Source organism: Priestia sp. 40 (assembly GCF_049368575.1).
In the GTDB taxonomy this organism is placed as follows: Bacteria; Bacillota; Bacilli; order Bacillales; family Bacillaceae_H; genus Priestia; species Priestia zanthoxyli.
Genome location: NZ_JBMPZA010000017.1, coordinates 249,934 through 271,799, shown reverse-complemented (window position 1 = coordinate 271,799; position 21,866 = coordinate 249,934). Strand labels below are relative to the sequence as shown.

17 protein-coding genes and 2 riboswitches are annotated in these 21,866 nt (G+C 38.7%); of the genes, 11 read left to right on the top strand and 6 right to left on the bottom strand.

The window, feature by feature from the left end; all coding sequences use genetic code 11:
• Positions 1–176 precede the first annotated feature (176 nt).
• Together metH and ACO1DI_RS21090 are read right to left on the bottom strand one after the other, a co-directional pair.
• A complete protein-coding gene (metH, locus tag ACO1DI_RS21095; protein WP_014461039.1) occupies positions 177–3,620 on the bottom strand; it encodes a methionine synthase in 3,444 nt (1,147 codons plus the stop codon).
• Positions 3,621–5,459, bottom strand: coding sequence for a bifunctional homocysteine S-methyltransferase/methylenetetrahydrofolate reductase (locus tag ACO1DI_RS21090; RefSeq protein WP_014461038.1), 1,839 nt, complete (start codon positions 5,457–5,459; stop codon positions 3,621–3,623).
• Between the two features lie 107 nt (positions 5,460–5,566).
• Positions 5,567–5,673, bottom strand: a riboswitch (SAM riboswitch).
• A gap of 332 nt (positions 5,674–6,005) precedes the next feature.
• On the opposite strand from ACO1DI_RS21090, the gene ACO1DI_RS21085 reads away from it, so the two are divergent.
• From ACO1DI_RS21085 to ptsP, 9 genes are all read left to right on the top strand, one after another.
• Positions 6,006–7,040: an amino acid/polyamine transporter II gene (locus tag ACO1DI_RS21085; RefSeq protein WP_258523591.1), complete on the top strand. Its 1,035-nt coding sequence runs from the start codon at positions 6,006–6,008 to the stop codon at positions 7,038–7,040.
• A gap of 107 nt (positions 7,041–7,147) precedes the next feature.
• Positions 7,148–7,298: riboswitch (FMN riboswitch) on the top strand.
• A 278-nt stretch (positions 7,299–7,576) separates the two neighbouring features.
• Positions 7,577–8,236, top strand: a complete 660-nt coding sequence (gene ribE / locus ACO1DI_RS21080) for a riboflavin synthase (protein ID WP_013056005.1) — start codon at positions 7,577–7,579, stop codon at positions 8,234–8,236.
• A gap of 16 nt (positions 8,237–8,252) precedes the next feature.
• Positions 8,253–9,446: a bifunctional 3,4-dihydroxy-2-butanone-4-phosphate synthase/GTP cyclohydrolase II gene (locus tag ACO1DI_RS21075; protein WP_042992567.1), complete on the top strand. Its 1,194-nt coding sequence runs from the start codon at positions 8,253–8,255 to the stop codon at positions 9,444–9,446.
• A 91-nt stretch (positions 9,447–9,537) separates the two neighbouring features.
• Entirely contained in the window at positions 9,538–10,008 is a 471-nt protein-coding gene (ribE, locus tag ACO1DI_RS21070) for a 6,7-dimethyl-8-ribityllumazine synthase (RefSeq protein WP_013056007.1), read from the top strand.
• Positions 10,009–10,415: 407 nt separating this feature from the next.
• On the top strand, positions 10,416–11,288 hold the full coding sequence (locus tag ACO1DI_RS21065) for a hypothetical protein (protein WP_014461033.1): 873 nt from the start codon (positions 10,416–10,418) through the stop codon (positions 11,286–11,288).
• Positions 11,289–11,419: 131 nt separating this feature from the next.
• Positions 11,420–12,268: a glucose PTS transporter transcription antiterminator GlcT gene (glcT, locus tag ACO1DI_RS21060; RefSeq protein WP_013056009.1), complete on the top strand. Its 849-nt coding sequence runs from the start codon at positions 11,420–11,422 to the stop codon at positions 12,266–12,268.
• A gap of 271 nt (positions 12,269–12,539) precedes the next feature.
• Positions 12,540–14,594, top strand: coding sequence for a glucose-specific PTS transporter subunit IIBC (gene ptsG, locus ACO1DI_RS21055; protein ID WP_115653355.1), 2,055 nt, complete (start codon positions 12,540–12,542; stop codon positions 14,592–14,594).
• Between the two features lie 18 nt (positions 14,595–14,612).
• On the top strand, positions 14,613–14,879 hold the full coding sequence (locus tag ACO1DI_RS21050) for a phosphocarrier protein HPr (RefSeq protein ID WP_013056011.1): 267 nt from the start codon (positions 14,613–14,615) through the stop codon (positions 14,877–14,879).
• Entirely contained in the window at positions 14,879–16,600 is a 1,722-nt protein-coding gene (gene ptsP / locus ACO1DI_RS21045) for a phosphoenolpyruvate--protein phosphotransferase (RefSeq protein ID WP_045292764.1), read from the top strand. The genes ACO1DI_RS21050 and ptsP overlap by 1 nt, the downstream gene beginning before the upstream one ends.
• 41 nt (positions 16,601–16,641) lie before the next feature.
• Here the strand turns inward: ptsP and ACO1DI_RS21040 are convergent, their stop codons facing one another.
• The 3 genes from ACO1DI_RS21040 to ACO1DI_RS21030 all read right to left on the bottom strand — a co-directional run bounded on the left by ACO1DI_RS21040 (position 16,642) and on the right by ACO1DI_RS21030 (position 19,066).
• On the bottom strand, positions 16,642–17,328 hold the full coding sequence (locus ACO1DI_RS21040; RefSeq protein WP_013056013.1) for an LrgB family protein: 687 nt from the start codon (positions 17,326–17,328) through the stop codon (positions 16,642–16,644).
• Positions 17,325–17,693, bottom strand: coding sequence for a CidA/LrgA family holin-like protein (locus ACO1DI_RS21035; protein ID WP_014461029.1), 369 nt, complete (start codon positions 17,691–17,693; stop codon positions 17,325–17,327). The genes ACO1DI_RS21040 and ACO1DI_RS21035 overlap by 4 nt, the downstream gene beginning before the upstream one ends.
• Before the next feature lie 497 nt (positions 17,694–18,190).
• Positions 18,191–19,066: a LysR family transcriptional regulator gene (locus ACO1DI_RS21030; protein WP_014461028.1), complete on the bottom strand. Its 876-nt coding sequence runs from the start codon at positions 19,064–19,066 to the stop codon at positions 18,191–18,193.
• Between the two features lie 241 nt (positions 19,067–19,307).
• Here ACO1DI_RS21030 and ACO1DI_RS21025 point away from each other — a divergent pair, with 241 nt between their 5' ends.
• Positions 19,308–20,084, top strand: coding sequence for a hypothetical protein (locus ACO1DI_RS21025; protein WP_033578396.1), 777 nt, complete (start codon positions 19,308–19,310; stop codon positions 20,082–20,084).
• 139 nt (positions 20,085–20,223) lie between these two features.
• On the opposite strand, the gene ACO1DI_RS21020 is transcribed toward ACO1DI_RS21025, so the two are convergent.
• Positions 20,224–20,919, bottom strand: coding sequence for a GNAT family N-acetyltransferase (locus ACO1DI_RS21020; protein WP_014461026.1), 696 nt, complete (start codon positions 20,917–20,919; stop codon positions 20,224–20,226).
• A 144-nt stretch (positions 20,920–21,063) separates the two neighbouring features.
• Here ACO1DI_RS21020 and ACO1DI_RS21015 point away from each other — a divergent pair, with 144 nt between their 5' ends.
• Positions 21,064–21,849 carry an SDR family oxidoreductase gene (locus tag ACO1DI_RS21015; RefSeq protein ID WP_014461025.1) on the top strand — a complete coding sequence of 262 codons (786 nt, stop codon included), beginning with the start codon at positions 21,064–21,066 and terminating at the stop codon, positions 21,847–21,849.
• Positions 21,850–21,866: the final 17 nt, after the last annotated feature.

Below are 21,866 nucleotides of genomic sequence, written 5' to 3'. Positions count from 1 at the left end.
TACTTTTTTTCGCAGGAGTCTTCGCCCTGTCCTCCAATCAACAGCTAGAAACAGCTACATGAAATCTAGTTCACCATTACAATGAAAAAATCCGAACGGAGTTGATTCTCAATTAAGAATCTGGATTTACCGTTCGGATCTTTCTTCAACTAAAATACATTTGTCGCAGCCATGTTTTACAATACGTTAAAATATTTCGCTTCAGGATGTGCAAAAACAAGAGCTGTAACAGAAGCTTCTGGTTCCATCATGAAACCGTCTGTTAACTGAATGCCGATGTCTTCAGGTTTAATTAATTTAAACAGTTTTGCTTGGTCTTCAAGGTCTGGACATGCAGGATATCCGAATGAAAAACGCTGACCTTGGTATTTGGCTGAAAAACGCTCCGCCATTGTAAAGTCTGGCGAATCGGGGAATCCCCATCGGTCACGAATTTGCTGATGAACACGTTCTGCTAATCCTTCAGCTAGTTCAAGCGCAAGAGCTTGGAACACGTGACTCTTTAAAAACTCGCCGTTTTCTTTGAATTTCGCCGCGCGTTCGCGAATGCCTGTTCCTGCTGTTACAGAGAAGAAACATACATAGTCCATCTCTTTTTCTTTAGGCTTTGCAAAATCAGATAAGCACAGGAACTGTCCTTTTGCTTGTCGAGGGAAAGTAAAGCGTTCAATTTCTGTTTTTTCATCAGCAGGATCATAAATAATTAAATCATTTCCGTCTGCTTGAGCAGGAAAGAACTGATAAATAACCGCAGGTTTAATTAAGTTTTCTTTTAGTGCCAGTTCGAGCAGGTCATCAACGGTTTCTTTTAATTGAACAGCACGCTCGTCTTTTTCAGCAAGCAGCTTATTTACTTTTCCTTTTAGTCCTAAGTGATGGCCTAAAAGCATCTGCCAGTTAATATACGGAAGAACCTGTGCCAAATCGTAGTGTTTGACAACGTGCCGTTTTAAATCAGCAGGTACAAAAACAGGGGCGTCCGTTGAAATGGCGGATCTTTCTAAAACAGCCGTAGCTGCTTGAGCTGTTTGAGGCTGGCGTTCTCGAACCGTTACTTTCTTTTCTTGCCGCGTTTTTAAATCTGCTAAAAGCTGAATAACTTCTTCTTTGTTCTGCAGCTTATTTGCTAACGCTAATCCGTCCATCGCATCTTTGGCGTAGAGGACCGCACCTTCATATTCCGGGGCAATTTTGAAGTCAGTAAATTTACGGGAAAGGGCAGCGCCTCCTACCATAATTGGAACATCAATGCTTGATTGTGTTAAATCTTGTGCAGTCAAAACCATTTGCTGAGCTGATTTTACTAGAAGACCTGACAGGCCAATGATGTCTGGCTTTTCGTCTTTTACTGCTTCAATCAGCTGCTGCGGCGTTACTTTAATTCCTAAATCAATTACTTTAAAACCATTATTGCTTAAAATGATGTCTACTAAGTTTTTACCGATATCGTGTACGTCACCTTTAACCGTCGCAAGAATCACTTTGCCTTTTCCAGAATCATTTTCAGTTGCTTCCATATGAGGTTCTAAAAAGGCAACGGATGCTTTCATAACTTCCGCACTTTGAAGCACTTCTGCTACAATCAGCTGGTTGTCATTAAACAAACGTCCGACTTCCGCCATCCCCTCCATAAGCGGTCCGTTAATAATATCTAACGGATCATCATACTGAGCTAAAGCCTGTTCTAAATCAGGAAGCAATCCTTCTTTTGTACCTTCGACAATATACATTGCCAATCGTTCTTCGAGTGTTAACGTAGAAATTTCTACTTTTGCTTCTTTCTTTTTATCACGATAAAAGTCGGTAAACGTGCTTAGCGTTTCATCAGTTGTGTTAAATAATAACGCATTAGCAAGCTCAATTTCAGCTTCTGGAATAGAAGCATAGCGCTCTAATTTTTCGGTGTTAACAATGGCATAATCGAGTCCAGCCTGCGTACAGTGATAAAGGTAAACGGCATTTAGTACTTCACGTCCGACTGGAGGAAGACCGAATGACACGTTACTTACGCCAAGAATGGTCAGGCAATCAGGCAGGGCTTCTTTAATCATTTTAATTCCCTTAACTGTTTCTTCAGCAGAACCAATATATTGTTCATCACCAGTCCCTACAGGAAACACAAGAGGGTCAAAAATAATATCTTTTGGATTAAAGCCATGTTTTTCAACAAGCAAATCATGTGAGCGTTTAGCAATCTCTACTTTTCGTTCTGCAGTAACGGCCATGCCTGTTTCATCGATTGTACCGACAACCAGAGCTGCACCGAATTTTTTTACTAGCGGTAAGATTGCATCAAAACGCTCTTCACCATCTTCTAAGTTAATGGAGTTAATAATGACCTTACCTTGTGAGTACGTTAAAGCTTTTTCAATAACTTTCTCATCGGTTGAATCGATTACAAGAGGAACCTTCACTTTTTTTACAACTTCTTGAATAAACTCCTCCATATCTTCCATTTCTTCACGGTCTGGATCTGCTAAGCAAATATCAATAACGTGAGCACCATTTTTAACCTGAGCACGCGCAATTTCAGATGCTTCTTCAATTTTTCCTTCCGCAATCAGGCGTTTGAACTTGCGAGAACCGATTACATTCGTACGTTCTCCCACAAAAAGAGGGCGCATAGAATCGTCATATACAAGTGGTTCAATACCGGTTACAGCATGGTTATGCTCGGAGCGATCAAGCGAACGAGGCGCAACCTCTTTTACCGCTTCAGCCAGTGCTTTAATATGAGCAGGCGTTGTACCACAGCATCCGCCTACAAAGTTCAGCCAGCCTTTATCAGCAAACCCTTTAATTTTTTGAGCAAGCAGCTCAGGGGATTCATGATAATTGCCTTCTTCATCCGGAAGTCCAGCGTTTGGATAACAGCTAACTGCTGAAGTGGCTAGGTCTGAAAGAGAGCGAATATGATCCGTCATAAATTCAGGGCCTGTCGCGCAGTTAAGTCCGACTGAAAGTGGCTTCATGTGTTCCAGTGATAAGTAAAAAGATTCGATATCTTGACCAGCGAGAGTTGTTCCCATAGGCTCAATTGTTCCTGAAATCATAATAGGAACTTCGGTTTTTAGTTTTTCAAACGCTGCTGTGATGCCTAGAAATGCGGCTTTTACGTTCAGCATGTCTTGACAGGTTTCGACTAAAAGCAAGTCAACGCCGCCGTCTAACAAACCTCGAGCTTGCTCTTCGTACGATTCTACTAGTTCAGGGAATGTAATGCCTCCGGTAACAGAGAGCGTTTTAGTGGTAGGACCGATAGCTCCAGCTACGAACCTAGGCCATTCGGGAGTTGAATATTTATCGCGGGCTGCACAAGCAAGCTTCACAGCTTCGATATTCAATTCATACGCCAAGTGACCTAAATCGTATTCATCAAGTACGGTAGATGTTGAGCCAAACGTATTGGTTTCAATGATGTCAGCACCTGCTGCAAAGTACTCTTCATGAATGCGCTGAATGACATGAGGCGCTGTTCGAGTCAAATATTCGTTGCAGCCTTCATATTCTTCGCCGCCAAAATCTTCAGCGGTTAAATCAGCATCTTGAATCATCGTTCCCATTGCTCCATCGATGACGAGTATTCGCTTCTTTAGTTGTTGTTCGATAAGTGAGCTCATTTATATCTTCCTTTCTGATGTAACAAGTTGCTTGTCATGAATATAGCGTGTTAGAATTTCGGTCATTTCATAGCGCATAAACGGCGTAATTAAGTAAATACCGTCAAATAGCTCATATGCTGTATCAATTAAGTTTTTTGCAATCGCAAGGCCTTCGACTTCACCGCGAATTCGGTCATTTCCCGTTGCGTCCATTCGCTCTAGAATATCTTCGGATAATTTAATTCCAGGTACTTCATGGTGAATAAATCGCGCATTTCTTGCGCTTGTTAACGGCATGATCCCGATGTATACCGGTGTTGTTAAATGTTTGGTTGCTTCATATACCTCTTCAATTTGCTTAGTTGAATAGAGAGGCTGAGTAATGAAATAGTGAGCCCCGCAGTCGATTTTCTTCTCCAAGCGCTGAACGGCTCGGTCTAAGTGACGCACGTTTGGGTTAAAGGCGGCTGCAATGGAAAAATTGGTTTTTTGACCAAGCGGTTTGCCGGAATAAGATAGTCCTTCATTAAACTGAGCGATTAAACTAATCAAGTCAAATGAAGATAGATCGTAGACCGAAGTGGCACCAGGGAAATCGCCAACTTTTGACGGATCACCGGTAATCGCAAGCACTTGATTCATTCCTAGCGTATGAAGTCCCATTAAATGAGATTGAAGTCCAATTAAATTTCGGTCGCGACAGGTAATATGAATAAGCGGTCGTGCTTTTGTTTCTTGCTGCATCAGTGTTGCCATTGCCAAGTTGCTGATGCGAGGTGAGGCAAGAGAATTATCAGCTAATGTAATAGCATCTACGCCGACTTTATCAAGTGCTTTTGCGCCTTCTAAAAATTTCGTCGGGCCAAGCTGTTTAGGTGGATCTAGCTCGACGATAACCGAGCGGCGCTTTTTCACAATTTCATGCATATGAGGTTTATCCTGCTGCTCACGCTCTTGAACCGTAACGGCTGGTCTCATTTTAACGACTTTACTTGTAATCGGAGGCAAATCTTTTAAGGCAGATGACATTGCGCGTACGTGGGCTGGTGTTGTACCGCAGCATCCTCCAATTAAGCGAACCCCTTGTTCGCGGAATAAACGCGCGCTTTCTACAAAGTAGTCTTCATTTGTTTCATATTCCAGCTTTCCTTCTACATACGCCGGAAGGCTGGCATTAGGGTAAGCAGATAAGAAAGCTCGATCAGGAAGCGGTACTTCTTCAAGAGACTGAATCATATGATAAGGACCTAAACGGCAGTTTAGCCCGACAACATCTGCTCCCAAGTCTTCTAATTCTTTTAATGCATCTGCTAAAGGACGCCCATCTTGCAGTACGCCAATATCATGCAGGGAAACGTGGGTGATAATAGGCTTATCCGTTTCTTTTCTTGCCAGTGTAAGAACGGTCTTTAATTCTTCGAAATCATAGTATGTTTCAAATAAAAGGCCATCCACGCCTTCATTTAAAAGCCAAAACATTTGTTCACGAATGCTTCGCTTAACCTCTTCTAAACTAATAGCGTTTTTTTGGAAAGAACGAATTCCGCCGAGTGTACCAACCACGTAAGCCTGATCTTTTGCAGCTTGTTTCGCTAATTTTACACCAGCAACATTGATGTCTTTGACTGAATCTTCTAATCCATAACGGGCAAGTTTTTGATAATTAGCAGCGTACGTATTTGTTTGAATAACGTTTGCACCAGCTTCTACATAGGCTCTGTGAATACGAGAAACCTCTTCTGGTTTTGTGATGTTTAGTTCTTCAAAACAGCTGTCAATACCGTGTGAGTAAAGGAGGGTACCAGTGGCACCATCCCCAATTAAAATTTTAGACTTTAAATCTTCAAGTAACCCCATGTCAAAACCTCCTTAAATTGTTCCGCTTCTATTTCACGAGTGATTCGTTTTATGCAATATGCCGATAAAATAGAAAAAGTCTTCTTAAGAAGAAGACTTTTTTCGCCTTCTTATCTTCCAAGCAATAAATTGCTTGCTGGATTTAGCACCATGTCTCCAACGACTGGTTGCTGAGGTTTCAAAGGGCCAGTCCCTCCACCTCTCATGATAAGAATCAATTGTATATAATTGAAACATATTTTTTTAAATAGAAAGAATACTTATTTAATAATTTATCTGATTTTTAGAAATTATACAACAGTAAATTGTGAATTTCCAGCAAATATTGAGGAAAATTTAAAAGCTAAAGGGAAAATATCCGTATATTTTGTTTGAAAACTGCCGTTATGTTAAGGGATAAAGGGTTTTCATGAAAAAAACAAGAAGGAAATAAAAAAACGAAAAAGGCACAGCACCGGGTGAGGCGAGGATTTACATATAAAAGGCTCGTCTTTTTTTAACCGTTTCTACATATAGTGAACTATGAAGGGTAGAAGGGTGATGGGCATGAAAAGGTGGAAACTCACGCTGCAGGTTGCTGCTACGTATGTAGGCACCGTTGTAGGAGCCGGTTTTGCAACAGGCAAGGAAATTGTTCAATTTTTTACACAGTACGGGGAACTTGGAATGGTTGGAATTTTGGTCAGCGGCTTGTTTTTTATTTGGCTAGGTTCGAAAATGATGCTGCTTTCGCACGCAATTGGGGCTTCTTCTTATCAGCAGCTTAATACATATTTATTTGGTGATGTACTTGGAAAAGCGGTAAACGGTGTAATGATCGTCATTTTATTTGGAGTAACTTCAGTCATGCTAGCGAGTACGGGGGCAATAGGAAAAGAACAGTTCGGGCTGTGGCCTCCTGTTGGGATGATTTGTACAATTGTTTTAACTTATATATTTATCGCAAGAGGAATTAACGGTATTTTAATGGTTAATTCTCTTGTTGTGCCGATGATGCTTTCATTTGCTTTTATCATCTTTGTGCCAAATGTCAGCTATTTCTCACTGATTCAAACGAAGCCAGACTTAACGCTCGTCACACAGTGGAAGTGGGCGGTTAGTCCCTTTTTATATATTTCCCTAAATCTAGCTTTGGCTCAGGCCGTTTTGGTTCCATTAGGAAGCTCTGTGAAAGATAGGAGCGTGATTAAAAAAGGGGCCGTAATAGGAGGGTGTGTACTTACGTTTATGCTTGTTTCTACGCATCTTGCTCTTTCCAATTTGCCTTATTCATTTCAACTTGATATTCCGATGAGTGCCGTTGTTAAAAATATCTCAGCGTGGGTGAATGTTTTATTTACGGTAGTTGTGTTAGGTGAGATTTTTACTACATTGATTGGAAATGTATTTGGAATCGCTAAGCAGCTTCAATCATTTCTTCCCCTGAATGATAAGCAAGCTTTTGCGTTTATTATCTTGGCATGCTTTATTATCGGGCAATTTGGATATGCTCAGCTTCTTGAGTTTTTGTATCCGATATTTGGCTATATTGGACTAGCCTTTGTATGGATGCTATGTATTAAAAAAGAAAAAATAAGCTAAAAGCTGGATTTTAAAGAACAGATGTGAAAAAACGAAGTTAAATGATGTGACAAGTCGATTTTACTTTGCTATAATGTAAAACAAATAAGACTCTAGCAGTCGAATATATTATCCTTCGGGGTCGGGTGTAAGTCCCAACCGGCGGTGATAAAGCATATGCTTTTAAGCCCGTGACCCGTTTTCATACGATGTATGTTAGCGGTGGATCTAGTTAAAATCTAGAGCCGACAGTAAAAGTCTGGATGGGAGAAGGATCAGGAAGCACAGTTGTTTTTTTGTGTTGTATTAATAAGGGACAGGTTTGCCTTTTTTAAAGCTACCCTTGTTTTTGTACACAAAATATAACTGTTTATTTCGTATACAATTAGCGGAATTTTGCATAGATAAAACTGATTCAGCTCAGCCGACCCCTTGGACATTTGTTCAAGGGGCTTTTTTATTTTCAGTGGTTGGGGGAAAGATAAATATGAAAAAAAAGCAGCTGCTATTTCAAAACGGCATAAGAAGTTGGAATAGCGCCAAAGCAGGTGAAGAAAATGTTCACAGGTATTATTGAAGAAATTGGAAAAATAAAACGTATTCAAAAGGCTACAGAAGCAATTGTTCTTACGATTGATGCAAAGACCGTGTTAGAAGATGTGAACTTAGGGGACAGTATTTCAGTTAACGGAGTTTGTTTAACCGTAACGGCATACTCTCAAAATGAATTTACGGTCGACGTCATGCCGGAGACGATTAAAGCAAGTACCCTTCAGCTTCTAACCGTTGGATCACGTGTTAACTTAGAACGGGCGATGGCTGCAAATGGCCGGTTTGGAGGGCATTTCGTTAGCGGACACGTTGATGGAATTGGAACCATTGTAAGCAAAACACGTAAAGGAAATGCCTTTTATTATGAAATTCAAGTCGACCCTGAACTTCGTGAATTTATGATGTTAAAAGGATCTGTTTCTGTAGACGGAACAAGTCTTACTATTTTTGATGTCAGCAACCAATCATTTACTATTTCTCTTATTCCTCATACGGTGCTTCACACAGTCGTAGGAGACAAACAGCGAGGAGACAAGGTGAATATTGAATGCGACATGTTAGCTAAATATATGCATCAAATGATGACGAATAAGTCAACTCCTGGCGCCTCGAATCGTTCAGGTAATATGAAGGATTTGTTGCAGCAGCATGGTTTTACAAATTAACAGTGAGGTGAAAGCGATGTTTCATAAAGTAGAAGAAGCCATTGAAGAGTTAAAAAAGGGAAAAGTGGTTATTGTATGCGATGATGAAGATCGAGAAAATGAAGGAGATTTTATTGCATTAGCCGAAAAAACGACCCCTGAGGTTATTAACTTTATGGCTACTCATGGAAGAGGATTAATTTGTACACCTATTAATGAAGAAATTGCGCATAAATTGAATCTTCACCCGATGGTAGCGAACAATACGGATGTACATGGAACAGCATTTACAGTAAGTATTGATCATATTTCAAGTACAACAGGTATCAGTGCATACGAACGCTCTGCTACTGTTATGGCTCTTATAAATGAAGCGACGGTAGCAAGTGATTTTCAACGCCCAGGACATATTTTCCCGTTGATTGCAAAAGACGGGGGCGTTCTGCAGCGTGCAGGTCATACAGAGGCCGCTGTTGATTTAGCCGTATTAGCAGGAGGAAAGCCTGCGGGTGTTATTTGTGAAATTATGAATGAAGATGGAACAATGGCACGCGTACCGGATTTAACAAAAATTGCAGAGCAATTCGATTTAAAAATGATTACAATAAAAGATTTGATTGCCTACCGCCGCAAGCATGACCAGCTGATTAGCCGTGAAGTAGAAGTGAGCTTACCTACGGCATTTGGTGATTTTAAAGCTGTAGGATATACAAATAAACTTGATAATAAAGAACATGTGGCCCTTATCAAAGGTGATATTGATCATAATAGCCCCGTTCTCGTTCGCGTTCACTCCGAGTGTTTGACTGGAGATGTGTTTGGCTCTGAGCGCTGTGACTGCGGTCCTCAGCTTCACGCGGCTCTTACGCAAATTGAAGAAGAAGGACGCGGCATTCTGCTGTATATGCGTCAAGAGGGCAGAGGCATTGGCTTATTAAATAAGCTAAGAGCATATAAGCTGCAGGAAGAAGGATACGATACCGTAGAAGCGAATGAAAAACTCGGGTTTGCTGCGGATTTACGAGAGTATGGAATCGGTGCTCAAATCTTAAAAGACCTTGGAGTCAAACAAATGAAGCTTTTAACGAATAACCCTCGTAAAATTACTGGGCTAAAAGGCTACGACCTTGAAGTGGTAGAGAGAGTGCCTCTTCAAATGCCGGCAGTGGATGCCAATAAAAAATACTTAGATACCAAAGCTAAAAAACTAGGTCATTTATTACATTTATAAGTTTACACTTTTTTTCGTTATAACAAATGAAGCTAATTCATGAAAAGAAATGTAAATAACTATATATTACTACTAGCAGGAGGAACAAGAGATGAATCATTTATATGAAGGAAATTTAGTAGGCACAGGATTAAAAATCGGAATCGTGGTAGGGCGTTTTAATGAATTTATTACAGGCCGTTTACTTAGTGGAGCAGAAGATGCGCTCAAACGTCACGGCGTAGCTGATGAAGATGTAGATGTGGCTTGGGTACCGGGCGCTTATGAAATTCCATTAATCGCTAAAAAATTAGCTGAATCTAAAAAATATGATGCGGTTATTACGCTAGGAACCGTTATTCGAGGAGCTACTCCACACTTTGATTTTGTATGTAATGAAGTAGCAAAAGGCGTTGCATCTCAAAGCTTACAAACAGGCGTGCCAATTATCTTTGGTGTATTAACAACCGAAACAATTGAGCAAGCAATTGAGCGTGCAGGAACAAAAGCAGGAAATAAAGGATGGGAAGCTGCAGCATCAGCTATCGAAATGGCTAACCTTTCAAAAATGATTGAAGGATAATAGATACCATTCCAGTTTTTATAAGCTGAAGAGTTAAAAGAGGCTGAAACAAAAGTACGTTAGTTGAAGGAAAATCCGAACGATGAATCGTTCGGATTTTTTCATTGGCAGGGTGAACGCAGGTTTCATGTATGTATTGGCTTCTAACTGTAGATTAAAGGATAAAGTAAAGACTCCTGGGGGAAAAGCGGAAGAAGTGTGACCCCGCGTAAAGCGAAGTAGTCTTGCGCGGAAATCAGCTGCAGTGTAGAAAGCGATCCATACTATCTCATGTATCCCGTTTGTTCGCCTTTAGATTGAATTGATGTAGTTATGTCTCAAGCTCTTTTGAATAGAAGCTAGCTATGTATAATTTGGCTAAAACGTCTTACTCTAAGTAATAATTAGGTCGTAAAAGGGAGACGTCTATGCCTCATTATACTGCTTTTTTTGCATTGATTATTATCAGCACAGCCGTTTTGCTTACGGTATTCATACGTAAAAAAGATAAAAAGCTAGTCGTTTTGCTTTTCTTTATCATTGGAATGGCTTATGTACTAGAGTATGTTGTATTTGTGTTGTTTGAAAGTTACAATTACGATCCTGATTTTATGACCAATGAATATTTTGATAATTTGTTTGGGTCTTTAACTTCTCAAGCGTTTGCTTTTCCAATCATGGCTATGGTGGTAGCTGCTTATCAATTAAAATTTCGCTATATTTTAATTATTTCAGCTATGTTTATGGGGGTTGAAGAATTATTTTTACACTGGGATATTTATACACATCACTGGTGGAAAACAGTTTATACAGGCGTTTTAATGACTATAGGCTTTAGCATTTCAAAGATTTGGTATGTATGGCTAACAGAACGGTATATGACATTTGTGCATTACGCTACATTTTTTCTCGGAATGCTCGCCATTACTTCTACTATTATGTTTATGCTGTTAGCATATTTTCATAATAATTGGTTTTATACAGGATGGTTTGCGTCGGCTACTCATGATTCCGTAAATGCAACGATAATTTACGTTTGTATTGTTACGATTCTCCTCGTTTGGAGTGTAGCTAAAGAATTTTTTGTGGGAGCTGGAATGATTATAGCAGGGCTACGTATAGTAGATATTTTGCTGATTCACTATGGGGTTTTGCTGGTATCTATTACCACTTCACTTGTTCTTTTTACGCTTTTACAAGCGGGTGCATTCATTCTGAGCGTTATGCTTCAAAACTTTATTATGAAAAATTGTTATGGGACGAGCAAAAAAGACGTTGCGTTTCCAGCAAAGAACTACTAAGATAATACGTAACTCAAATAGTTTAGTTCAATAATATTTGAAACAAAGAAAAATGAATTGACGGTTATGCGTATTATTTGTAAGATAGGAAAGCAAATAATAGAAAGCCGAAACAGGGGAGTGAAGGATTCGTGAAAGAGTCCTTTTTTGTAGAAAAGGTACTTAATAATAATGTATTAATTGCTAAACACCTTACCTATGATGAAGTTGTGCTAATTGGGAAAGGAATAGGGTTCAATAAGAAAAAAGGCGATGAAATCGATGCAAAAGCCGTGGAGAAAATGTTTTTGTTAAAGAGTGAAGAAGAGCAAGAACAGTACAAGCAGCTTTTAGCTCAGGTGGATGAAGACGTGATTGAAATGATGAATGATATTGTAACGCACATTCAAAAGCGTGTTAACATTCCTTTGAATGAGCATATACACATTTCATTAACGGATCATATCGCGTTTGCGATAAAACGTTTTCAGCAGGGAATGGGGCTTAAAAACCCATTCTTACTTGAAACAAAAGCCTTATATCCAGAGGAATACACGATCGCATCTGAAGTGGTAGAAATTATTAGTCGTAAAATAGGCGTGCAGCTTCCAGTAGGAGAGATTGGTTTTATTGCGCTACATATTCACAGCGCGCTGACTGAAAAAAATCTGCTGGAAGTGAATCAAGACTCGCAGCTTATTCAAACGATTATTAATGTAATTGAAGAATCGCTTCATCTGCAGGTAGACAAAGAATCTGTACACTATATGAGATTGATTCGTCATTTGCATTTTGCTATTGATCGAGTAAAAACAGGAGAAAAAATAGAAGAGCCAAAAAAAATTGCTTTGCTATTGAAAGAAGAATATCCTCTGTGTTACAATGTGTCTTGGAAAGTGATAAAAGTAATGCAGCAAGCGTTACATTTACCTGTGTATGAAGCAGAAGCAGTTTACTTAACGATGCATCTGCAGCGACTTATAACAAAAACGGATTTATAAAATCATTTCAATACGTGTTACTGATACGATCAGGCATGAGTGAGAAATGAAGCGATGTGTAATTGGATGACTGTATCCATTTGTCGTTTCTTTTTCCTCATGCCTTTTTTTGTTATAAGAAAGCGCAATCATTTAAAACTTAGGCTTCAGGACACCAGGAGATGTAATGAGTTTTCTAGTTAAAGAAAGCGTTTTATGAAAGCGCGTTAATGATTCACGTATCAAATAAATAGCTTGTTGCACACTAAATATATAAAAGGAGGTAAGCGCCATGTTTAAAAAACTTTTTGGAGTATTACAAAAAGTCGGAAAAGCGCTTATGTTACCGGTTGCGATTTTACCGGCAGCAGGGATTTTACTTGGAGTAGGGACAGCGCTTCAAAACCCTACATTGTTGGATGCAGTACCGGCACTTGGTGCAGACTGGGTTCAATTGGTTTCAAATGTTTTGTCGCAAGCAGGTCAAATTGTATTTGACAACTTATCGCTATTGTTTGCCGTTGGTGTTGCCGTTGGTTTAGCTGGTGGTGACGGTGTAGCAGGTATTGCTGCAATCGTAGGCTACTTAATTATGAACAAAACAATGAGCACAATCTTAGTTGCTACAGGACAGCTAGATCCTGACAAAATGGGTGCCAATCCAGCTTACACTAGCATCTTAGGAATTCCTACGTTAGCTACAGGTGTATTCGGAGGTATCATAGTAGGTATTTTAGCTTCATCCATGTATAATCGTTATTTCAATATTGAATTACCATCTTATTTAGGGTTCTTTGCAGGAAAACGATTTGTACCAATTATTACTGGGGTATTTTCAATTCTTTTAGGTGTTATTATGATTTTCATTTGGCCGCCAATTCAAAGCGGATTAAATGCTTTCTCTACTAACATGATTGATGCAAACCCAACTTTATCAGCTTTTGTATTTGGATTGATTGAACGTTCATTAATTCCATTTGGACTTCATCACATCTTCTACTCTCCGTTCTGGTTTGAGTTTGGTGATTATGTTAATAAAGCAGGTCAACATATTCACGGTGACCAAAAGATTTTCTTTGCTCAATTAGCAGATGGCGTGCCTTTAACAGCAGGAACGTTCCAAGTTGGTAAATTCCCGTTCATGATGTTCGGATTGCCAGCAGCCGCTCTTGCGATTTATCACGAAGCTCGTCCTGAAAACAAAAAATATGTAGCTGGTATCATGGGTTCAGCTGCTTTAACATCTTTCTTAACGGGTATTACAGAGCCGCTTGAGTTCTCATTCTTATTCGTAGCACCAGTACTATTTGCAATTCACGCAGTATTTGCTGGTTTATCATTTATGGTTATGCAATTATTAAATGTTAAAATCGGTATGACATTCTCAGGTGGAGTTATCGATTACGTTCTATTTGGAGTTATGCAAAACCGTACAGCATGGTGGCTAGTTATTCCAGTAGGTTTAGTTCTAGCAGTTATCTACTACTTCGGTTTCCGCTTTGCAATCCGTAAATTCAACTTAAAAACACCGGGTCGTGAAGATAAAGAAGAAGGAGAAGAAGATGTAGCAGTAGAAGCAGCAGAGCTTCCAACAAATGTTTTAGCTGCACTTGGCGGTAAAGAAAACATTACACATTTAGATGCTTGTATTACGCGTTTACGTGTATCAGTAGATGATGTAGGTAATGTTGATAAAAACCGCTTGAAAAAACTTGGAGCAGCTGGTGTTCTTGAAGTTGGTAACAATATTCAAGCTATTTTCGGTCCGAAATCTGACACGTTAAAAGGTCAAATTCAAGACATTATGAATGGCAAAACACCGGTTGTCACAAAAGAAGAGACAAAAACAATTGAAAAACCTGTTGCAACATCTGAAGTAGGAAGCGATAATGGTAATGATATTGTTTCACCGATTGAGGGAGAATTGGTACCTTTATCGGAAGTACCAGATCAGGTATTTTCACAAAAATTAATGGGTGACGGTTTTGCAATTATTCCGAAAACAGGCACAGTAGTTGCACCAGTGGACGGAAAAATAGTAAACTTATTCCCGACGAAACATGCTTTAGGTATTGAATCAACGACTGGACGTGAAATTTTAATTCACGTTGGTATTGATACAGTTAATTTAAAAGGCGAAGGTTTTGAAGCTTTAGTTGCCCAAGGCGATGAAGTGAAAAAAGGACAGCCTCTATTGAAAATTGATTTAGACTTTGTAAAAGAAAATGCGCCATCGACGATTACGCCGATCATTTTCACGAATTTACAAGCTGATGAAAAAATTGATATCTTAAAGCAGGGCCAAGTTTCTCAACAAGAAGCAAATATTATTAACATTTCAAAGTAAAAAGGAGATTGATTTAACATGGCACAAAAAACATTTACAGTAACAGCAGACTCAGGAATTCACGCACGTCCAGCAACAACTTTAGTACAAGCAGCAAGCAAATTTGATTCTGATATCAACTTAGAATTCAACGGTAAAACTGTAAACTTAAAATCAATCATGGGCGTTATGTCTTTAGGTATTCAAAAAGGCGCTACAATCACTATCTCTGCAGAAGGTTCTGACGAAGCAGATGCACTTGCTGCTCTTGAAGATACAATGAGCAAAGAAGGATTAGGCGAATAATGACAAAGGAAATTCAAGGCATTGCCGCTTCTAGCGGCATTGCTATTGCTAAAGCATTTCGTCTAGAAAATCCAGAATTAACCGTTGAAAAAAAATCAGTAACTGAAGTTGAAGCAGAAGTAGCGCGTCTAGAAGCTGCGCTAGAAAAATCAAAATCAGAACTTGAAATTATTAGAGAGCACGCTCGTAAAGAACTTGGAGATGACAAAGCAGAAATCTTTGAAGCTCACTTATTAGTTCTAAGCGATCCTGAACTTATTAATCCAATTAAAGATAAAATTACGAATGAAAATGTAAACGCTGAACATGCACTTGATGAAGTAGCGGCAATGTTTATTAATATGTTTGAGTCAATGGACAATGAATATATGAAAGAACGTGCTGCTGATATCCGTGACGTAACAAAACGTGTATTAGCTCATCTTTTAGGTGTAAACGTTTCAAATCCAAGCTTAATCTCAGAAGAAGTTGTCATTATCGCAGAAGATTTAACGCCGTCTGATACAGCACAGTTAAATCGTAAGTTCGTAAAAGGATTTACAACAGATATTGGCGGACGTACTTCTCACTCAGCAATTATGGCGCGTTCAATGGAAATCCCAGCTGTTGTAGGTACAAAAACAGTTATGGAAGACATTCAAAACGGCGTATTAGTAATTGTTGATGGTTTAGATGGCGAAGTTATCGTTGATCCAAGCGAAGAAACAGTAAAAGCTTACGAGAAAAAAGCCGCTGAGTATGCAGAACAAAAAGCTGAGTGGGCTAAGCTTGTAAATGAAAAAACGGTTTCAGCTGATGATCATCACGTTGAACTTGCAGCTAACATTGGTACACCAGAAGATGTAAAAGGCGTATTAGAAAACGGCGGGGAAGGCGTTGGCCTTTATCGTACAGAATTCTTATATATGGGCCGCGAAGAGCTTCCGACGGAAGAAGAGCAGTTTACTTCTTATAAAACAGTTCTTGAACGTATGGAAGGCAAACCAGTGGTTGTTCGTACTCTTGATATTGGTGGAGACAAAGAGCTTCCTTATTTAAATCTACCAAAAGAAATGAACCCATTCTTAGGATTCCGTGCCATTCGCTTATGTCTAGAGATGCAAGACATGTTCCGTACACAGCTTCGTGCGCTTCTACGTGCAAGCGTATACGGTAATCTGAAAATTATGTTTCCTATGATCGCTACTGTTGATGAGTTCCGTCAAGCAAAAGCTATTCTTTTAGAAGAAAAAGCTAAACTTCAACAAGAAGGCGTACAAGTTTCGGAGGACATCGAAGTAGGGATGATGGTAGAGATTCCTTCTTCAGCGGTAATCGCAGATTTATTTGCTAAAGAAGTAGATTTCTTCTCTATCGGAACAAACGATTTAATTCAATACACGCTTGCTGCTGACCGCATGAATGAGCGCGTGTCTTATTTATATCAACCGTATAACCCAGCGATTCTTCGCTTAGTGAATATGGTAATCAAAGCGGCTCACAAAGAAGGTAAGTGGGTAGGCATGTGCGGAGAGATGGCAGGAGATGAGATTGCAATCCCAATTCTTTTAGGCTTAGGCTTAGATGAATTCTCAATGAGTGCAACATCTATTCTGAAAGCTCGTTCTCAAATCCGTCAATTATCAAAAGCTGATATCGAACCTCATTTAGATACAATTCTATCAATGTCTTCTACGGAAGAAGTTATTGAGTTCGTAAAATCAACTTTTCATATTGGATAATAAAAAGGTGTGATCATATATGATCACACCTTTTTTATCTTTTAAGCGAAAATAGTAGGCAGAAGCATATTCGCAAACAGCATTGTAAGAAGTGCTGCTACGATCATGCCAAGGCTAGAAAAAGTACCTTCAATTTTTCCAAATTCAAAAGCTCTTGCTGTACCTGTCCCATGAGAAGCTACGCCTAAAAGAAGACCTCTTGCTAGAGAAGAGTGCAGTGCGAGGAGCTTAATGAGTTTTGGAGCGACCATACATCCCACTACACCGGTTATAATCACAAACATAATGGTAATATTCGGATCTCCTCCTAGCGTCTGAGATACATTAACAGCAATAGGAATCGTAACCGATCTTGGAATCAAGCTATGAACCAGCGTTGATTGTAAATGAAACACTAATGCTAACAGCATGGAAGATATCATGGCAGCAAACGTGCCGAGCCCTACGCTTAAGCTGATTTCAACACGATGTTTTTTGAGTAAATCAAAATACTTAAACATAGGAACAGCAAAAGCAACGGTTGCTGGTCCAAGCATAAAGCTAATAGCACTGGCACCTTGCTTATAATGATCATAAGAGCCATTCGTTACTAATAAGATGCCAATTAAAAGAATGGGGGCTAGTAAAATAGGGGAAACTAGCATAGACTTATATTTTTTATAGAGCACTTTTGTGCCGACATAGACGAGCAGTGTAAGCGGAAGAGCAATCCATGTGAGTAATGTCATTTTAGCGAACCTTCCTTTCTTCTTGAAATATGTTCTGCAATGATTCCCGTTACAGACATCACAATAATCGTACTGATTGTGATAATAATCACAATCTGGATTCCAAAATGCATCAAGACATCTCCATAATTGATGAGTCCAACGACGGCTGGTATGAAAAATAATAATAGTTCTCCCACTAACAGTGTTCCACCTTGTTCAACCCAGCTTAATTTAATTACTTTAAAGTACAGTAAGAAAAACAGTAAGAAAAATCCGATGATACTACCTGGCACTGGGAGGTCAAACCACTGTGAAATACTTTCTCCTATTAAAAACAGAGCCGTTAGTAATAAAATCTGTAAAATCACCATAATCAATTTCATGATTAGCCTCCTTTATTTATGTTTTTATTCATTCATTCCTAGTTTGTTGAGACAATAATGGAGTCGTCTATGCTGAAAAGACGACTCCATCATGGGAAAAGAGAAACTATTTGGATTTTGCAAATGGGGATACAACTTAAGTAAATGAATGCTACATACTTATCTTACAAAAAAACGACTATAATATGAAATATATAATAACTATGATAACTATTCTTTTTAGTTATAGTTGAAAGAAATCTCTTTACAAATGCGTTGGTAACCTTTTCAAAAAAGAGTTTGTGAAATATAAGGTGTAATTATTTAATAAAAGGCAATCAAAAAAAGAGATGGAGACATGCCTAAATCAATTCCATCTCAAAACGAACCAATAGGATAAATGATTTAGTATGAATGACTTGTTACACCGCCATGAAAAAAATCCGAATGAGTTTGATTCTCCATCAAGAATCAAACTCATTCGGATTTTTAATTAAACTACTTTTGTCTCAGCTTTGTTAAACTGTACTTTTAATATAATCAATAAAAGCCTGTGTAGCATAAGAGATATAGCGATCTTTTTTAACGATTAAAGCAATTTCCCATGGAATAGCATTCTCGAGATTAATTACTTTCATATGCTCCAAATCCAGCTTTTCACATAATGAATAAGGGAAAAGAGCAATGCCGAGATTAGCAGCTACCAGCTCTCCAATGAAGTCCCACTGAGAGCTTTTAAAAGCAATATTAGGTGTAAATCCATTTTTTAAACATTCGTTATAGACCATTTCATGCATGGTGAAGTCTTCATGAAAGGAAATAAGCGTTTCGTCTTTTAACTCTTTTAATGAAATCGTAGAATGCTGAGCCAACGGATGAGATTTATGCACAACAAGCTGCAGTGTTTCTCGAGCTAAAGGAGTCGTAAAAAACATGTTTTCATCAACTGGAAGTAAAACTACGCCCACGTCCACTTCTCCTTGTTCCACAAATTTTTGCATTCTTTTAGCTCCATATTCCACTAATTGAATATGAATCTCAGGGTATTGCTCTCGAAATGCTTTAATGATAGTAGGAAAAAACAATGTACCAATAATAGGGGGAATACCTATTTTGATGGTTCCTCTTTTTAAATGCATTAAATCATAGAGGGAATCCGATAAATCTCGGAGAGAAGATAAAATGCTTTCAGCTTGCTCGTACACGATTATTCCTGCATCGGTAAGCTGAACTTGTTTGCCAGCGCGATCAAACAAAGGGGTGCCGAGCTCTTCTTCTAATGATTTAACCATTTTACTGAGAGAAGGTTGAGAAATATGCAGCGCTTCAGAAGCTCTTGTGAAATTTTTATGTTTAGCCACTTCTGTTAAGTAATGCAAATGGCGAACATCCATTTTGTATACCTCCGTGTTCATACATGCTAATTAATAAGATACACACATTCTACCACATTCACAATCAGCTCTATACCTTTCTTTCCTATCAAATAAAATGATCAGTAGAAGAGGTAGTGAATACAAAAGAAATTGCCAACAATATATATTTACACATTGTTTATTTTAGAAGTATAATATATAAATCAGTAGAACGGTTACATATCGATCACAGAATCAATCAATAAGGTGGTTAGAACGGTTGAGTAAAGCAGATGAAATAAGAGATATCGTTTATATTAATGGCCATGTAAATAAAAAATGCTTTATTACATATGGAATTGAATTTAAAGAGTTTTATCATTCCCTTCCTACGCCGCTTGCAAATATATTATTGTTAAAGCATGGTTTTGAAGACAGTGATTACCACTACCAAACCCATATGGACTACGTAGAAGAAGAACAAATTCATCTTTTAGCAGAGGATGATGTTTATAATTATGGTGACTTTTGTTGGATTGATTTTGAGGATATATCTTCGTTGGATTTGTTAGAACCTCAAGATATTGCAGCGCTGCTGTATTTAGGTCATTTAAAAAAACCGCTCAATTCACCATTTAATAATAAACTCGGTAACCAATTTGTTTATTTAGCTCATGATGATGGATTTTATAACAAAATCTATTTTCGAGATGTATATGATATGAAGCATATTTTAAGCCGAATCATTCCGTTAAAAATGTCAGCAATTAAGCAAAAAAGATTTGTATTTAGAAGGAAGAAGTTAGAGTATCCAATATTGCCGCTCGTGTTAGCAAATACGCTTCTTACTTTAACGAATGACGGTTTGTTTATTGATTTCGAACATATGGTTCAATCCCGTAAAGATATTAAAATTCCTTTGTATACAATCGGTGATTTTGACGATATGAATGAAATGTATAACGATCGGTTTGAGCACAAAGAGATGAGTAAATTGCAGGCGCATCTTGTTCTCACTCATAAAGAACTAGAGTGGAGCATTGAAGAAGTTCAATAATCTAAAAAGAGGTTGAGACATAACGAAATGAACCCAATCAACTGCTAGAAGGAACGAAACAGATAAAACTATATTCACCATCACAAAAAAACGAACCACTAATCAAACATGTTGATTAATGGTTCGTTTTTCACTTGGGCTAAAATACCTTTGTCCCAGCCTCTTTTTGAATAGCCGTATAAAATGGATTTTTCCATTCCATTAGTACGGCGTAGTTGTGTGAATCTTCATCTTCAATATAGTTTGCTGCGAGACCAATAGGCGTTCTGCCACAGCGCATTAAAAAGGTCATAACCGGGTCGTAGAGAGTTCCGGCTGATACAAGGTTCATGTATTCAACGGGCGTGTATAAGGAAGCCACTGATGCGTATCCAGGGATGCGGCACCCGCCGAGCAGCCTTTCTAACTTGTAGTGAATCACGACTTCATATAAAGACTGCAAAAGAAGCTTCCCAAGCCCCATCGATCGATGCGAAGGAGTGACGCATACGTCCACTACATAAAGCGTATTACCAGAAGGGTCGTGCGTATGAATATATCCGCTTCCTGTTACTTCATCCCATGTGTGAGCCGCATTTCCTTCCACTGAAACAATCGTGCTTGTAATAGATCCGCATATTGTTTCGTCTATCTCCACGCATAGCGCTCCATCGGGAAAAAGGGAAACATGGTTATTTAACTGATCTTTGCTCCATAATAATTCAGAAGGGAAAGGAGGGGGAAAACTTTCTTCTTGAATCCGAATCAACTCATCGAAGTCGCTTGATGTATATGATCGTAATGTACATGTTACAGGCTTATTTTGATGAAAGACAAAGCATTGCTTTTTATACACTGCTTTTTTGCCTCCTTTAGAAAATAATTTTCAGATAATTAAGTATACCATATGAAAAAAAGAAATTATTTCATATTTATTGAAGAATTTGACGAGAACGTGATAAAGTTAAAAAGATTCGAACTATTAGACGAGGTGAAAGAAATGGATGTTGAATTAAAAGGAAAAACAGCGCTTGTATTTGCGGCCAGCCAAGGGCTTGGTAAAGCGATTGCTGCTAGACTTGCTGAAGAAGGCGCAAACGTTATGATTGCAAGTCGCTCAGAAGAGAAACTAATTCAAGTAGCGGAAGAGATTTCATATCTTGGAAGCGGACAAGTGTTACATAAAACGGCAGATGTCACGAAAACTCAAGACATTCAAGATGTTATTCAATATACAGTAGATAAGTTTGGAACCATTGATATTTTAATTAATAATACAGGAGGTCCTAAAGCTGGGAACTTCCTTTCGTTAACAGATGATGATTGGAAGCATGCATTTGAGTTAAATCTCCTCAGCTATATTCGTATTATCCGTGAGGTAGTGCCCGTTATGAAAAAGAGCGGAGGACGTATTGTCAATATTGCTTCTTCTTCCATTAAAGAGCCAATCCCTGGGCTGATTCTATCCAATACATTCCGTACAGGAATTGTAGGGCTCACCAAAACCCTCGCTTCAGAGTTGGCAGAGGAGGGTATCTTAATCAACACGGTTGCGCCAGGAAGAATTGCAACAGACCGAGTGAAAGAGCTAGATACCATTCGTGCTGAAAAATTGGGAGTAGACGTTTCAGAAATTGAAGAAGAGATGAGAAACCAAATTCCTCTTAAGCGCTACGGTCAGCCCGAAGAGTTTGCGAAAGCCGTTGCTTTCTTTGTCTCAGGAGCGAATTCATATATAACAGGCCAGTCATTTCTAATCGACGGAGGCATGGTGAAATCCATTTAGTTACATAGAAAAACCCT

Excerpts from the sequence above, each read along its gene's own strand:
- metH (WP_014461039.1), bottom strand. The coding sequence starts at position 3,620 with ATGAGCTCACTTATCGAACAACAACTAAAGAAGCGAATACTCGTCATC.
- ACO1DI_RS21090 (WP_014461038.1), bottom strand. The coding sequence starts at position 5,459 with ATGGGGTTACTTGAAGATTTAAAGTCTAAAATTTTAATTGGGGATGGT.
- ACO1DI_RS21085 (WP_258523591.1), top strand. The coding sequence starts at position 6,006 with ATGAAAAGGTGGAAACTCACGCTGCAGGTTGCTGCTACGTATGTAGGC.
- ribE (WP_013056005.1), top strand. The coding sequence starts at position 7,577 with ATGTTCACAGGTATTATTGAAGAAATTGGAAAAATAAAACGTATTCAA.
- ACO1DI_RS21075 (WP_042992567.1), top strand. The coding sequence starts at position 8,253 with ATGTTTCATAAAGTAGAAGAAGCCATTGAAGAGTTAAAAAAGGGAAAA.
- ribE (WP_013056007.1), top strand. The coding sequence starts at position 9,538 with ATGAATCATTTATATGAAGGAAATTTAGTAGGCACAGGATTAAAAATC.
- ACO1DI_RS21065 (WP_014461033.1), top strand. The coding sequence starts at position 10,416 with ATGCCTCATTATACTGCTTTTTTTGCATTGATTATTATCAGCACAGCC.
- ptsG (WP_115653355.1), top strand. The coding sequence starts at position 12,540 with ATGTTTAAAAAACTTTTTGGAGTATTACAAAAAGTCGGAAAAGCGCTT.
- ACO1DI_RS21050 (WP_013056011.1), top strand. The coding sequence starts at position 14,613 with ATGGCACAAAAAACATTTACAGTAACAGCAGACTCAGGAATTCACGCA.
- ptsP (WP_045292764.1), top strand. The coding sequence starts at position 14,879 with ATGACAAAGGAAATTCAAGGCATTGCCGCTTCTAGCGGCATTGCTATT.
- ACO1DI_RS21040 (WP_013056013.1), bottom strand. The coding sequence starts at position 17,328 with ATGACATTACTCACATGGATTGCTCTTCCGCTTACACTGCTCGTCTAT.
- ACO1DI_RS21035 (WP_014461029.1), bottom strand. The coding sequence starts at position 17,693 with ATGAAATTGATTATGGTGATTTTACAGATTTTATTACTAACGGCTCTG.
- ACO1DI_RS21030 (WP_014461028.1), bottom strand. The coding sequence starts at position 19,066 with ATGGATGTTCGCCATTTGCATTACTTAACAGAAGTGGCTAAACATAAA.
- ACO1DI_RS21015 (WP_014461025.1), top strand. The coding sequence starts at position 21,064 with ATGGATGTTGAATTAAAAGGAAAAACAGCGCTTGTATTTGCGGCCAGC.